Genomic DNA, 13363 nt, shown 5'->3' with positions numbered 1-13363 from the left:
CCCCCTCGGAACCCCCGTACCCTGGTGCGGTGAGCACCACCCCCACCCCCGACGCCCTGCTGGGCCCCGCCGACGTCCGTGAACTCGCGGCGGCGCTCGGCGTCCGGCCCACCAAGCAGCGCGGCCAGAACTTCGTCATCGACGCCAACACGGTCCGCCGTATCGTCCGCACCGCCGAGGTGCGGCCCGAGGACGTGGTGGTGGAGGTCGGACCGGGGCTCGGGTCGCTGACCCTGGCGCTGCTGGAGGTCGCCGACCGGGTCACGGCCGTCGAGATCGACGACGTCCTCGCCGCCGCGCTGCCCGCCACGATCGCCGCGCGGATGCCGGAGCGGGCCGACCGCTTCTCCCTCGTCCACTCGGACGCGATGCGGGTCACCGCCCTGCCGGGCCCCGCCCCCACCGCCCTGGTCGCCAACCTCCCCTACAACGTGGCCGTCCCGGTGCTGCTGCACATGCTCGACACCTTCCCCAGCCTCGAACGCACCCTGGTCATGGTCCAGTCCGAGGTCGCCGACCGGCTGGCCGCCCCGCCCGGCTCCAAGGTGTACGGCGTCCCCTCGGTGAAGGCCAACTGGTACGCGGACGTCAAGCGCGCCGGGGCCATCGGCCGCACGGTCTTCTGGCCCGCGCCGAACGTCGACAGCGGGCTGGTGGCCCTGACCCGGCGGACCGAACCGGTGAAGACATCGGCGACCCGGACAGAGGTGTTCGCGGTGGTGGACGCCGCGTTCGCCCAGCGCCGCAAGACGCTGCGGGCCGCGCTGTCCGGCTGGGCCGGTTCCGCGGCGGCGGCGGAGGCGGCCCTCGTCGCGGCCGGGGTCTCCCCGCAGGCCCGGGGCGAGTCCCTGACGGTCGAGGAGTTCGCCCGGATCGCCGAGCACCGAACCGCCGAGCACCGTGCCGCCGAGCACGGGACCGCCGAGCACCGGACCGCCGAGCACGGGACCGCCGAGCAGCACCGTGCCGCCGAGCAGAAGGAATCCCGGTAAGTGAGCGCCAGAGTGAGCGCCAGCGTGACGGTCCGCGTCCCCGCCAAGGTCAATGTGCAGCTCGCGGTGGGCGCGGCCCGCCCCGACGGCTTCCACGACCTCGCCAACGTCTTCCTGGCGGTCGGCCTCTACGACGAGGTCACGGTCACCGAGGCCGACGACCTCCGGGTCACCTGTGCGGGCCCCGACGCCGACCAGGTCCCCCTGGACCGCACCAACCTCGCCGCCCGCGCCGCGATCACCCTCGCCGAGCGGTACGGCCGCGTCCCCGCCGTCCATCTCCACATCGCCAAGGACATCCCCGTCGCCGGGGGCATGGCGGGCGGCAGCGCGGACGGGGCGGGCGCCCTGCTGGCCTGCGACGCCCTGTGGGGCACGGGCGCCTCCCGCGCCGAACTCCTCGACATCTGCGCCGAACTGGGCAGCGACGTCCCGTTCAGCCTGGTCGGCGGGGCGGCCCTGGGCACCGGGCGGGGCGAACTGCTCACCCCCCTGGAGGTCGGCGGCACCTTCCACTGGGTCTTCGCCATGGCCGACCGGGGTCTGTCCACCCCGGCGGTGTTCCGCGAGTTCGACCGCCTCGCCGCGACCGAGGGCCGCCGCATCCCCGAGCCGGTGGCCTCGCCCGCCCTGCTCACCGCCCTCGCCAAGGGCGACCCCGAGGCCCTCGCCGCGACCGTCTCCAACGATCTCCAGCGTGCCGCGCTCTCCCTCTTCCCGGCCCTCGCCGACACCCTCGCCACGGGCCGCGCCGCGGGCGCCCTCACCGCCCTGGTCTCCGGCTCCGGCCCCACCACGGCCTTCCTCGCCCGCGACGCCGCCACGGCGGCGGGCATCGCCGAGGCACTGACGGGGGTCTGCCGGACGGTACGGACGACAACAGCACCGGCGCCGGGGGCGACGGTGCTGTGAGCGGGGAACGCGCTCAGGGCGTCAGGGCTTGGTGATCGTCAGATCCAGGTCGATGTCATAGGGTTCCGCGACCTTGATGCGGTCACGCTGGAGACCCATGTGCACATACGACCGGGACAGCGTGTCGAGCTGGTAGACATGGGCGATCGGCTGGTCCGTGACGGGGTCCCGCTCGACGCGCCAGTAATGCGGGATTCCGGCGGTGGCGTACTTCAGCGGCTTGGTCGTGCTGTCCCGCGACTCGGACTCCGGCGAGACCACCTCGACGGCCAGCAGCACATCCCGCGCCTCGAAGCGACTCTGGTCGAGACTGGTCAGCGCCGCTCTGTCGACCACCGCGATGTCCGGCTCCGGGGCGTTGCGGTCATTGAGGCGTACGGCCATCTCCCGTACGAGCATCAGATCCGGTGGCAGGCTCAGCCCCAGTCCCTTCATGAGCAACTCGATCACAAGGAAGTGGAAAAAGCGCTGCGGACTCACGAAGACCAAGCTCCCGTCGATCAACTCGGTATGCGGCGGGAGATCCTTCAAGGTGAACAGGTCGTCCACGGTGTAGCCGTCCTGCGGCGGTACCGGCCACTTCGCGGCAGGTTCCCGGTGCTGTACGGGTTCGGCGGTCATGGTTCCTCCCATGGACGAGAGCCTGCTGCCTCCCCTCCACGGTATCCGCCGAAACCCCGATCTCATCATCACAAAGAGTGATCACCCCCTCGCGCGCCGCGCCTCCCCACCCAGGCCCTACGCTTGAAGGCTGACCGATCCCCGCGCAGCAGGAGAGAAATGGCCGTCAATCTGGTCAATGTCGAGAACGTCAGCAAGGTGTACGGCACCCGTGCCCTGCTGGACGGAGTCTCCCTCGGCGTCTCCGAGGGCGACCGCATCGGCGTGGTGGGCCGCAACGGCGACGGCAAGACGACGCTGATCCGGATGCTGGCCAAGCTGGAGGAGGCCGACACCGGCAGGGTCACCCACTCCGGCGGGCTGCGCCTCGGCGTCCTCACCCAGCACGACTCCCTCGACCCCGCCGCCACCGTCCGCCACGAGGTCATCGGCGACATGGCCGACCACGAGTGGGCGGGCAACGCCAAGGTGCGGGACGTCCTCACCGGCCTCTTCGGCGGTCTCGACCTGCCCGGCTTCCCCAAGGGCCTGGACACCGTCATCGCCCCCCTCTCCGGCGGTGAGCGGCGCCGCATCGCGCTCGCCAAGCTGCTCATCGAGGAACAGGACCTGATCGTCCTCGACGAGCCGACCAACCATCTCGACGTCGAGGGCATCTCCTGGCTCGCCCGCCATCTGCGCGAGCGCCGCGCCGCCCTGGTCTGCGTCACCCACGACCGCTGGTTCCTGGACCAGGTCTGCACCCGCATGTGGGACGTCCAGCGCGGCACGGTCCACGAGTACGAGGGCGGCTACTCCGACTATGTCTTCGCCCGCGCCGAGCGCGAGCGCATCGCCGCCACCGAGGAGGTCAAGCGGCAGAATCTGGTCCGCAAGGAACTGGCCTGGCTGCGCCGCGGCGCCCCCGCCCGCACCTCCAAGCCCCGCTTCCGCGTCGAGGCCGCCAATGAGCTGATCAAGGACGTCCCGCCGCCCCGGGACAGCAGCGAGCTGATGAGGTTCGCGTCCTCGCGGCTCGGCAAGACGGTGTTCGACCTGGAGGACATCAGCGTCCAGGCCGGGCCCAAGGTGCTGATCGAGCACGTCACCTGGCAGCTCGGCCCGGGTGACCGGATCGGCCTGGTCGGGGTGAACGGCGCCGGGAAGACCTCGCTGCTGCGCGCCCTCGCGGACGCCGCCCGCAGCGCCGGCGAGACGCAGCCCGCCGCCGGGCGGATCGCCGTCGGCAAGACCGTCAAGCTGGCCTATCTCTCCCAGGAGGTCGCCGAACTCGACCCCGCCCTGCGGGTCCTGGAGGCCGTCCAGCAGGTGCGCGAGCGGGTCGACCTCGGCAAGGGCCGGGAGCTGACCGCCGGACAGCTCTGCGAGACCTTCGGCTTCAGCAAGGAGAAGCAGTGGACGCCGGTCGGCGACCTCAGCGGCGGTGAGCGCCGCCGCCTCCAGCTCCTGCGCCTCCTGATGGACGAGCCCAACGTCCTCTTCCTCGACGAGCCCACCAACGACCTCGACATCGAGACCCTCACCCAGTTGGAGGACGTCCTCGACGGCTGGCCCGGCTCGATGATCGTCATCTCCCACGACCGGTTCTTCGTGGAGCGCACCACCGACAACGTCTACGCCCTCCTCGGCGACCGCGCCCTGCGGATGCTGCCGCGCGGGATCGACGAGTATCTGGAGCGCAGGCGCCGGATGGAGGAGACGGCCGCCGCCACCACCCGGCCCGCCACCACCACCGCCGCCGACAGCAAGGCCCCCGCCGGGAAGAACGCCCCCGTCGAGAAGAGCGCCGCCGACCAGCGGGCCGCCAAGAAGGAACTCCAGAAGATCGAACGCAGGCTGGACCGGATCTCCCAGCAGGAGACCACCCTGCACGACCGGATCGCCGCCCACGCCACGGACTTCGCGAAGGTCGCCGAACTCGACGCCGAGCTGCGCGCGTTGAGCGGCGAGCGCGACGAACTGGAGCTGCGATGGCTGGAACTCGCGGAGGACGCGTAGCGATATCCGGCGGAGTCCGGCGGAATCCGGAGCGCGGCACCCACCTCGTGAAGGGGGCGTGAAGACGCGTAACGGGCCCATCACGGCCCGGTGCTCCCTTGGGAACAGGGGGGACGCCGGGCCGTTGTGATGTCCGTCCCGGGTGATAGAAAGGGCCGGTCTGAGAACTGTATGAGCGCACGTCCGGGCCCCTCGTGAGCCTCGGGGCGTGGCCAAAAAGGTCAGCAATAACAGGGGGAACACGCTGATGGCTCAGCCGCCCAATCAGCCGCCGCCGCAGGGCGGTTTCGGAGCACCGCAGGACCAGCCGCCACAGCAGCCGCCGCCCCCCGGGGGCGTTTTCGGCCCCCCGCAGCCCGCCCCGCAGACCCCACCGCCACCTCGGCAGCCCCCGCAGACCCCGCCCCAGCCCCCACCCGGCTACGGCTACCCCCAGCAGCCCCCGCAGCCCCCACACCCCTCCGGCACCACCCCCGGCCCCTCCGGCCCCTACGCCACCCCGGGCCCCTACGCGCCCCCCGGCCCCTACACCACCCCCGGCTACGGCTACCCGCAGCCCGGCTACGGCTACCCGGCCGGCCCTCCCGGCGCCCACCCCGGAGCCCCCGGCGCCCACCCCGGCACCCCCGGCGGAGCCCCCGGCATGCCCACCCCACCGCCCCCCGGACCCCCCGGCCCCCGAGGCCCCTTCCGGGGCAAGCCCGCGATGATCATCGGCGCGGCCGTGGCCGTCCTGCTGGTGGTCGGCGGGACCGTCTTCGCGGTCACCCGGGGTGACGACGGCGGCAAGGAGCCCGTCGCCGAGAAGAGCGGGGACACCGGCCCGACCGCCTCCGACGACCCGGTCAACCCGGGTGACGGCGACGGTGACGGCGAGGCGGGCCCCGACCCGGACAACCTCAACGAGGGCCGCGAGGACGGTGACGCCCGGGTCCTCTGGTACAAGGAGGCCCCGGACGCGCCCGGTGACGGCGCCGACGCCCCCGGGATGTGGATCACCGACACGGCGGCGGTGAAGGCGGCGTACAAGCAGGTCTTCGCCTACGCCGTGGGTGACGGCACCCCCGCCTGGGACCCGATCGCCTTCCCGCAGCCGATCTGCGCGGTCACCCCGGAGAAAACGGCCGACGACACCATCGTCGTCGCCTATATGAGCGGCTCCACCGACCGCGCCAAGTGCAACCAGCTCCAGGAGATCGACCTGGCCACCGGCGCGAAGGGCTGGAAGGGCGAGATCCCGGACGGCGCCCTGTTCGACTCCACGCTCAGTGTGGAACTCTCGGTGGCGGGCGACACCCTGATGGTGGGCCGCTCCCAGTCCGGGACGGCGTTCGACATCACCACCGGCAAGAAGCTCTTCGACGCCAAGCGCTACGACGAGACCTGCTTCCCCTCCGGGTTCGCGGGCAGCGGCGGACGGCTCCTCCAGGTCGCCTCCTGCGGCGCCGGGACCGAGAACGAGCACGACGAGATGCGGGAGCTGGACCCGCGCACCGGCAAGGCCAAGTGGACCCAGAGGTTCGACAACGGCTGGCAGGTGGCCCGCACCTACTCCGTGGACCCGCTGGTGGTCTACAGCACCCATGACGAGAAGGACCAGTGGAACATCTCGGTCCTCGGCGCGGACGGAGCCGTCACCTCCCAGGTCCTCCTGGACGAGACCTTCGCCCCCGAGTGCGACTGGGCCATCCTCCAGCGCAATCTGACCGGCTGCCAGGGCGTCGCCGCCGACGCCGACACCCTCTATCTGCCGACCGAGGCCGTGACCGGCGCCAATGAGATCGTCGCCATCGGCCTCGCCGACGGCAAGGAGAAGTGGCGGGTCGAGTCCCCGACGGACCGGTCGATGCAGCCGCTGCGGATCGAGGACGGCGAGCTGATCGCCTATGTCGGGGCGTCCTACGACGGGGGCGGCCGGGTGGTGTCCATCCCGATCGCCGGGAACGACCGCGAACCGGTCACGCTGCTCCAGAACCCGAGCGGTGCCGCCGAGGTCGAGGCGGGCTTCTTCTCCCGGGACATGGCCTGGGCGGACGGCCGCTTCTACCTCTCCGCGACCAGGCTGACCGGCAGCGACGACGCCAAGGAGAAGCTGATGCTGGCGTACGGCGAGTAGCCGCCGCGGTACGGCCGTACGGACCGTATGGCCCTTCCCGTCCCCGCCCGCCTCTCCTTCCGCTCGCTCCCCAGTTCCGAGGTACTCCGCGATGACCCAGCCACCACCGCCCCCGCCGCAGCAGCCCCCCAACGAGCCGCCGCCCCAGCCCGGCGGAGGCTTCGGCCCACCCCAGCCCCCCCAGCCCGGCTACGGCTACCCGTCACCCCCGCCCCAGCAACCGGGCTACGGCTACCCCGGCTACGGCTACCCCGGCCACCAGCCACCCCCGAACACCACCCCGAACCCGAACCCGACCCCGAACCCGTACGGCTCCCAGCCGCCGCCCCCCGGGTACGGCTACCCGCAGCCGACGACCGTGCCGCTCCACCCGGCGCCGCCGGGCCAGGGCCCCGGTGGCGGCCGGAAGATCAACGCCCAGGTCGCGATCATCGTCTCGGCGGTCGTCGCGATCGCCCTGATCATCGGCGGCGGGGTCTGGTATTCCCAGTCCAGCGGCGACGGCGGGAACGACACGGCCGCCTCCGGCGGAGCGAACGGCGGCAAGAAAGACAAGGGCGACAAGAGCGACAAGGGCGACGAGGGCGGGGGCATCCCGAAGGGCTCCGAGCCCGTGCCCTCAGACCCGGCCGCCGAACTGCTCTTCCAGATCCCCGCCCCGGCCGTGAAGGGCGACCAGATCGACAGCGTGGCCGGTTCCTGGCTGACGGACTCGGTGTACGCCAAGAGCGGGGTGAACGAGGTCGTCGGGTACGACCCGGACACCGGCGACGAGCGCTGGACCCTGCCGCTCACCGGCCAGACCTGCGGGTTCGCCCGGCAGGTTGCCGGGGACGGGACGAGCGTGGTGCTCTCGGAGACCCGTAAGCGCAACAGCGAGGGCGACCACGAGTCGTGCACGCAGATCACCGCGTTCAATGTCGGCAGCGGCAAGAAGCTGTGGAGCAAGAGCGTCACCATCAATGACGCCGAGGTGGAGTTCGCGGAGGCCAGCATCAGCGGCTCCACGGTCGCGGTCGGCGGCGGCTTCACGGGCGGCGCGGCCTTCGACCTCACCAGCGGCAAGGTGCTGTGGCAGCCGAAGGTCAGCAACTGCGCGGACGTCGGCTACGCGGGCGGGGAGCAGTTGGTCGCGGTCCACAAGTGCGGCGAGTACGGCAGCGAGAAGTTCGAGGTCCAGGTGATCGACCCGAAGACGGGTGCGGTCACCTGGGGCTACCAGGTCCCGGCCGGGCTGGAGAACATCAAGGTGATCTCCACCAAGCCGGTGGTGTTCGGCGTGGACTCGGCCGACATCACCGCCTCCGGCGCCTCCGACGTCTTCTCCCTCGACGACACCGGCAAACTGCTCTACAAGATCGCCCTGAAGGACGGGGAGTACAGCCACCGCTGCGAGATCAGCCGCACCGACGGCTGCGACGGGATCGTGGTCGGCAACGGCAGACTGTGGGTGCCGACCGAGGAGCACGACACCGGCGGCGACTACGGCCGGACCAACGAGATCGTGGCGTTCTCCCTGGAGACCGGCAAGACGACCGGCGACCGTATCGACGCCGGGGACGAGTACACGATCTTCCCGGTGCGCATGGACGGCGGCGACCTCCTCGCCTACAAGGAGGGGCCGTACGACGGGGGCGACCAGATCGTCTCGGTGAACGGCGGCACGCTGAAGCAGACCACCCTCCTGGAGACCCCGGACAGCCAGTCGGTACGGGACGCGATCAGCCGGATGGTCCCGGCGTCGGCGGAACTGCGCTACACCGACGGACGCCTGTTCCTCGGCAAGAAGCTGATCAGCAGGCCGTACTCGGCGGACGAGGAGGTCTTCACGGCGTTGGGGTTCGGCGCGAAGTAGCCGGGCCCCGCCGGGGACGCGGGCGGGCCGGGCCCCGCCGGGGGCGGACCGGGCGGAGTCGCCGGGTGGACGCCGAACCCCCGGCATCGGCGCGAACTCCCCACCGCGCGCCACACCCGCGCCCCCACCCACCCCCGCTCACCTCCCCCTGCCCCCGCCCGCCCTCCCTCCACTCCTCCCCCCACCCCTCCCTCCACGCCGCCCCAGCTCAGGGGCGGCCCGCTGCACGTATCGCCCAACCCCCTCGAATGCGAGGATTTTCAGCGATCCGGGGCACATCTCTCCGGTAGGGGAAGCGCAATGTCGAACAAGCGTGTAGCTTCCGGGGGCATGAGGAGCAGGGGTGTCCCGGGCCCGGTGTCACGGGCTCCGATCATGGGGAGCGATGACGACCCGTAGTGGGCATCCATGGGGGGACTGGGGGGACTGGGGGGTTCTCGATGGGAGTGCGGCTGATGGTGGTCGACGACCACCGCCTGCTGGCCGAGGCACTGGCCTCGGCACTGAAGTTGCGCGGGCACCGGGTGCTCGCCGCGGCGGCACCCGCCGCGGGCGCGGCGGAACTGGTGATCGCGCGGGCGCCGGAGGTGTGCCTGCTGGGGACGGCGACACCGGCCGAGCCGGGCACCTTCGACCCGGTGGCGAAGATCAAGCGGGAGCGTCCGCAGGTGGCGGTGCTGGTCCTCGGACCGGTGCCGAGCCCGCGCGGCATCGCGGCGGCCTTCGCGGCTGGCGCCTCCGGCTATGTACGGCACGACGAACGGATAGAGGGCGTGGAGCGCGCCATCATGAAGGCCCGCGCCGGGGAGGCGGCGGTGGCCCCGCAACTGCTCCAGGGGGCGTTCAGCGAACTGCTGAACCCCGCCGCCCAGCCCGACGACGAGGGCCGCCGCCTGCTGCGGATGCTCACCCCGCGCGAGGTCGAGGTCCTGGTCCGGGTCGCCGACGGCGAGGACACCCGGCTGATCGCGGCCGGCATGGGCATCGCCCCGTCGACCGCCCGCACCCATGTCCAGCGCGTCCTGATGAAACTCGGCGTCGGCTCCCGCCTGGAGGCCGCCGCCCTGGCCGCCCGCACCGGCCTGCTGGACCACGCGGGCCCGTTCCACCCGACGGCTGGGCGGGCTTCGGAGAACGGGGTGGAGCGGGGTCCGTAGAAGGAACTCGACACCTGGTAGCCCAGCGCACCGCCCTCGTCGTCACCGTCGGTGCGGCTCAGGATCCGGTGACGCGGTGGCGGCGCGAAGAACGAGGAGCCCGCTGCCGAAGAGCCCCCTGGCCGGCAGCGGCACGGCCGTCGAGTAGGAGAAGTGTTCATGGCGTATCAATTGGTGACCGGCGATCTGCCCCTCGAGCTGGAGGGAGACTTCAGGCCGTGGGCCATAGCGGTGGGACACAGCCAGGTCCTCCTCCGTGGATTCCTGGGGGGTGACGACGGAGAGAACCCGCGGGTTTTTGACGTCCTGTTTCAGGATGTCTCCAGGATTTCGCTGGCTGACCGCTATTCGGGTCTGGTGATTTCAGGCGCAGGACCCGAAGCGTTGCGATCCGAGGAACGGAGAGTTGGTGGGCAATGGTTGGAGGCGAAACTCTTCAGGATCTCTGCGCAACACCCCGAGGATTATGTCATTGCAGGTTACGTATTCTGGGCCGAGGTCTTCATTTCGGCTGTCGAGCCGAGTCCTCTGATGCAGGAGTCACCAAATCTGGAAGAAATCAAGGACGGAATTGTATTCCGGGCGCGCTGGGATCGGTAGCGCCTCGTAGGGGAGGTTGGATTTCGCCGTCCCCCCTACCCTCATCGCCGCCCAACTCGCCAAGCCGGCCCAGTAAAATCCCGGCTGACGCCACGTCAGCCACCCCCGCACCACAGAGAAAGCGAACACCGCACCCCATGCACAGACCCGGCATACGCCACCGCCACCCCCGCACCACCCTCGCCGCCACCGCCCTCCTCTCCCTCACCCTCCTCACCGCCTGCGGCGGCTCCGGTTCCGGTGATGCCGAGGAGAAGAGCGGGGACGGCACGGCCACCGCCACCGCCACCGCCAAGCCCGCCGCCGTCGAAGAGGCAACCCCCCTCACCCCCGCCCAGTTGGAGACGGCCTCCCTCACCGAGGCCGACCTCGACAACTACACGGTCGCTGAGGCACCGGAGTCGGACGTCTCCGCCGCCGAGGCCGCGAAGGTCACCGGCGAGGACTGCGCCCCCGTCGGCCGCACCATCGCCGGAGCCACCCTCGGCACGGCGGACGCCACCACCCACCGCCGGTTCACCGGAGGCGCCGCCGATGCCTCCGACTATCTGAACATCAACACCGGCATGGTCACCCTCGCCTCCTACCCCTCCGCCGCCGACGCCGCAGCCGCGCTGAAGACGCTCGGCGACGCCGTCACCGCCTGCACGGACGGCTTCGAGTGGACCGTCGGCGGAGAGACGCTGACCGCCACCGGGGTCACCGCGGACACCGCCCCCGACGCCGGTGACGAGGCCGTCGCGTTCACCGTCATCAGCCCGGTCGAGGGCGTCGACGCCCCCTGGAAGGGCCTCGTCTTCCGCGACGGAGCCACCCTCGCCCACTACACCCTGGTCAACGCCGCCGCGGTCGACTCCGGCAAGGACGCCCCCTTCCCCACCGCCCTCATCACCGCCCAGGCGGACAAACTGCGCGGCTGAGCCCCGCCCCACCCAGCGAACCTCTTCCCCAACAAAATCAACACACCTCATGGTGTTCTTTGTTTGATTGTGGTGAAGTGACCTCGGTGGAAGCAGTCGGCGGGCAGGGCGTCCCAGGGCCCCGCCCGTCGGCTGGCCGAGGAGCGCAAGGGGAGCCCGTCCGTGAAGAAGACCTCGACCCGGCTGGCCGACGGTCGTGAGCTGATCTACTACGACCTCGGCGACGCCACCGTGCGCGACGCCCCCGACCGGCGCCCCCTGGAACCGACGGTCACCTCCTCCGAGGTCCGCCGCGACCCCCTCCTCGGCGACGCCGTCGCCATCGCCTCGCACCGCCAGGGCCGTACCTACCACCCGCCCCCCGACCAGTGCCCCCTCTGCCCCACCCGGGGCGACCGGCTCACCGAGATCCCGGACGCGTCGTACGACGTGGCCGTCTTCCAGAACCGGTTCCCCTCGCTCGCCGGGGACTCCGGGCGCTGCGAGGTGGTCTGCTTCACCTCCGCGCACGACAGTTCCTTCGCCGCGCTGAGCGGGGAGCAGGCCAGGCTGGTCCTGGAGGCGTGGACCGACCGCACCGCCGAGCTGTCCCAGCTCCCCTCCGTCCGGCAGGTGTTCTGCTTCGAGAACCGCGGCGCCGAGATCGGCGTCACCCTCCAGCACCCGCACGGCCAGATCTACGCCTACCCCTTTGTCACCCCCCGCACCGGCTCGATGCTGCGTCAGGCCGCCGCGCACCGCCGGGCGAGCGGCGGCGAGAACCTCTTCGACGCCGTCCTCGCCCGTGAACTCGCCGCCGAGCGGGTAGTCCTCACGGGTGAACACTGGGTGGCCTTCGTCCCGTACGCCGCCCACTGGCCGTACGAGGTCCACCTGTACCCGCGCCGCCGGGTGCCCGATCTGCTCGCCCTGGACGAGGCCGCGCGCACAGAGTTCCCCCAGCTCTATCTGGAACTCTTGCGGCGGTTCGACCGGATCTTCGGGGACGGCGAGCCGCCGACGCCCTACATCGCGGCCTGGCACCAGGCCCCGTTCGGGCCGCCGGCGGACGTCGAGGGCGTCAGCCGTGACGACTTCGCGCTGCATCTGGAACTTTTCACCATCCGCCGGACGTCCGGCAAGCTGAAGTACCTCGCGGGCTCCGAATCCGGTATGAGCGTGTTCATCAACGATGTGCCGCCGGAGCGCGCGGCCCAGCGACTGCGAGAGGTAGCGAGTTCATGAAGCACCTGAAGTACCTGGTGACGGGCGGGGCGGGGTACGTCGGGAGCGTGGTCGCCCAGCATCTGCTGGAGGCCGGGCACGAGGTCACCGTCCTCGACAACCTCTCCACCGGCTTCCGCGAGGGCGTCCCCGCGGGCGCCGCCTTCATCGAGGGGGACCTGCGCGACGCCGCCAAGTGGATCGATCACACCTACTCGGCCGTGCTGCACTTCGCCGCGTTCTCCCAGGTCGGCGAGTCCGTCGCCCGGCCCGAGAAGTACTGGGACAACAACGTCGGCGGCACCATGGCCCTGCTCGCCGCCATGCGCGACAGCGGCGTCTCCACCCTCGTCTTCTCCTCCACCGCCGCCACCTACGGCGAACCCGAGCAGATCCCCATCCCCGAGTCCGCCCCCACCCGCCCCACCAACCCCTACGGCGCCACCAAGCTCGCCGTCGACCACATGATCACCGGCGAGGCCACCGCCCACGGCCTGGCGGCGGTCTCCCTGCGCTACTTCAATGTCGCGGGCGCGTACGGCAGCCACGGCGAGCGCCACGACCCCGAGTCGCACCTCATCCCCCTCGTCCTCCAGGTCGCCCAGGGCCGCCGCCCCTCCGTCTCCGTCTACGGCGACGACTACCCCACCCCCGACGGCACCTGCGTCCGCGACTACATCCATGTCGCCGACCTGGCCGAGGCCCATCTCCTCGCCCTCACCGCCGCCCGCCCCGGCGAGCACCTCATCTGCAACCTCGGCAACGGCGCGGGCTTCTCCGTCCGCGAGGTGATCGAGACCGTCCGGCAGGTCACCGGCCACCCGATCCCGGAGACCGCGGCCCCGCGCCGCGGCGGCGACCCGGCCGTCCTGGTCGCCTCCGCCGCCACCGCCCGCGAACGGCTCGGCTGGCACCCCTCCCGCCCCGGCCTCGCCGACATCGTCACCGACGCCTGGCGGTTCGCCCAGCAGATCGCCGGGGAGCGCTGA

Annotated in this window: 11 protein-coding genes; 10 read left to right on the top strand and 1 reads right to left on the bottom strand. The window is 71.6% G+C overall.

The features are described from left to right. The first annotated feature begins 29 nt into the window (after positions 1 to 29). Together rsmA and AB0O01_RS06640 are read left to right on the top strand one after the other, a co-directional pair. Positions 30 to 992 (top strand): 16S rRNA (adenine(1518)-N(6)/adenine(1519)-N(6))-dimethyltransferase RsmA, encoded by a 963-nt coding sequence (gene rsmA / locus AB0O01_RS06645; RefSeq protein WP_365311384.1) that lies wholly within the window; start codon positions 30 to 32, stop codon positions 990 to 992. Then, positions 993 to 1904 (top strand): 4-(cytidine 5'-diphospho)-2-C-methyl-D-erythritol kinase, encoded by a 912-nt coding sequence (locus AB0O01_RS06640; RefSeq protein ID WP_365311383.1) that lies wholly within the window; start codon positions 993 to 995, stop codon positions 1902 to 1904. Positions 1905 to 1925: 21 nt separating this feature from the next. Here AB0O01_RS06640 and AB0O01_RS06635 read toward each other — a convergent pair whose 3' ends face one another. Beyond that, positions 1926 to 2525, bottom strand: coding sequence for a Uma2 family endonuclease (locus AB0O01_RS06635; RefSeq protein WP_365311382.1), 600 nt, complete (start codon positions 2523 to 2525; stop codon positions 1926 to 1928). A 159-nt stretch (positions 2526 to 2684) separates the two neighbouring features. Between AB0O01_RS06635 and AB0O01_RS06630 the strand changes: the two genes are divergently transcribed. From AB0O01_RS06630 to galE, 8 genes are all read left to right on the top strand, one after another. Next, positions 2685 to 4523: an ABC-F family ATP-binding cassette domain-containing protein gene (locus AB0O01_RS06630; RefSeq protein ID WP_365311381.1), complete on the top strand. Its 1839-nt coding sequence runs from the start codon at positions 2685 to 2687 to the stop codon at positions 4521 to 4523. 247 nt (positions 4524 to 4770) lie between these two features. Then, a complete protein-coding gene (locus AB0O01_RS06625) occupies positions 4771 to 6639 on the top strand; it encodes a PQQ-binding-like beta-propeller repeat protein (protein ID WP_365311380.1) in 1869 nt (622 codons plus the stop codon). Positions 6640 to 6730: 91 nt separating this feature from the next. Further along, a complete protein-coding gene (locus AB0O01_RS06620) occupies positions 6731 to 8494 on the top strand; it encodes a PQQ-binding-like beta-propeller repeat protein (RefSeq protein WP_365311379.1) in 1764 nt (587 codons plus the stop codon). Between the two features lie 440 nt (positions 8495 to 8934). Further along, positions 8935 to 9651, top strand: coding sequence for a response regulator transcription factor (locus tag AB0O01_RS06615; RefSeq protein ID WP_365311378.1), 717 nt, complete (start codon positions 8935 to 8937; stop codon positions 9649 to 9651). Between the two features lie 159 nt (positions 9652 to 9810). Next, positions 9811 to 10251: a hypothetical protein gene (locus AB0O01_RS06610; RefSeq protein WP_365311377.1), complete on the top strand. Its 441-nt coding sequence runs from the start codon at positions 9811 to 9813 to the stop codon at positions 10249 to 10251. Between the two features lie 137 nt (positions 10252 to 10388). Then, positions 10389 to 11171, top strand: a complete 783-nt coding sequence (locus AB0O01_RS06605; protein ID WP_365311376.1) for a hypothetical protein — start codon at positions 10389 to 10391, stop codon at positions 11169 to 11171. Between the two features lie 162 nt (positions 11172 to 11333). Then, positions 11334 to 12395: a galactose-1-phosphate uridylyltransferase gene (gene galT / locus AB0O01_RS06600; RefSeq protein ID WP_365311375.1), complete on the top strand. Its 1062-nt coding sequence runs from the start codon at positions 11334 to 11336 to the stop codon at positions 12393 to 12395. Further along, entirely contained in the window at positions 12392 to 13363 is a 972-nt protein-coding gene (galE, locus tag AB0O01_RS06595; protein WP_365311374.1) for a UDP-glucose 4-epimerase GalE, read from the top strand. The genes galT and galE overlap by 4 nt, the downstream gene beginning before the upstream one ends.

The sequence above is a fragment of the Streptomyces sp. NPDC093252 genome, from assembly GCF_040683675.1.
Taxonomy (GTDB): Bacteria; Actinomycetota; Actinomycetes; order Streptomycetales; family Streptomycetaceae; genus Streptomyces.
This window is presented reverse-complemented; position numbering and strand designations above follow the sequence as displayed.

Coding starts and splice junctions, on each gene's coding strand:
- AB0O01_RS06635 (WP_365311382.1), bottom strand. CDS start 2,525: ATGACCGCCGAACCCGTACAGCACCGGGAACCTGCCGCGAAGTGGCCG.
- AB0O01_RS06630 (WP_365311381.1), top strand. CDS start 2,685: ATGGCCGTCAATCTGGTCAATGTCGAGAACGTCAGCAAGGTGTACGGC.
- AB0O01_RS06625 (WP_365311380.1), top strand. CDS start 4,771: ATGGCTCAGCCGCCCAATCAGCCGCCGCCGCAGGGCGGTTTCGGAGCA.
- AB0O01_RS06620 (WP_365311379.1), top strand. CDS start 6,731: ATGACCCAGCCACCACCGCCCCCGCCGCAGCAGCCCCCCAACGAGCCG.
- AB0O01_RS06615 (WP_365311378.1), top strand. CDS start 8,935: ATGGGAGTGCGGCTGATGGTGGTCGACGACCACCGCCTGCTGGCCGAG.
- AB0O01_RS06610 (WP_365311377.1), top strand. CDS start 9,811: ATGGCGTATCAATTGGTGACCGGCGATCTGCCCCTCGAGCTGGAGGGA.
- AB0O01_RS06605 (WP_365311376.1), top strand. CDS start 10,389: ATGCACAGACCCGGCATACGCCACCGCCACCCCCGCACCACCCTCGCC.
- galE (WP_365311374.1), top strand. CDS start 12,392: ATGAAGCACCTGAAGTACCTGGTGACGGGCGGGGCGGGGTACGTCGGG.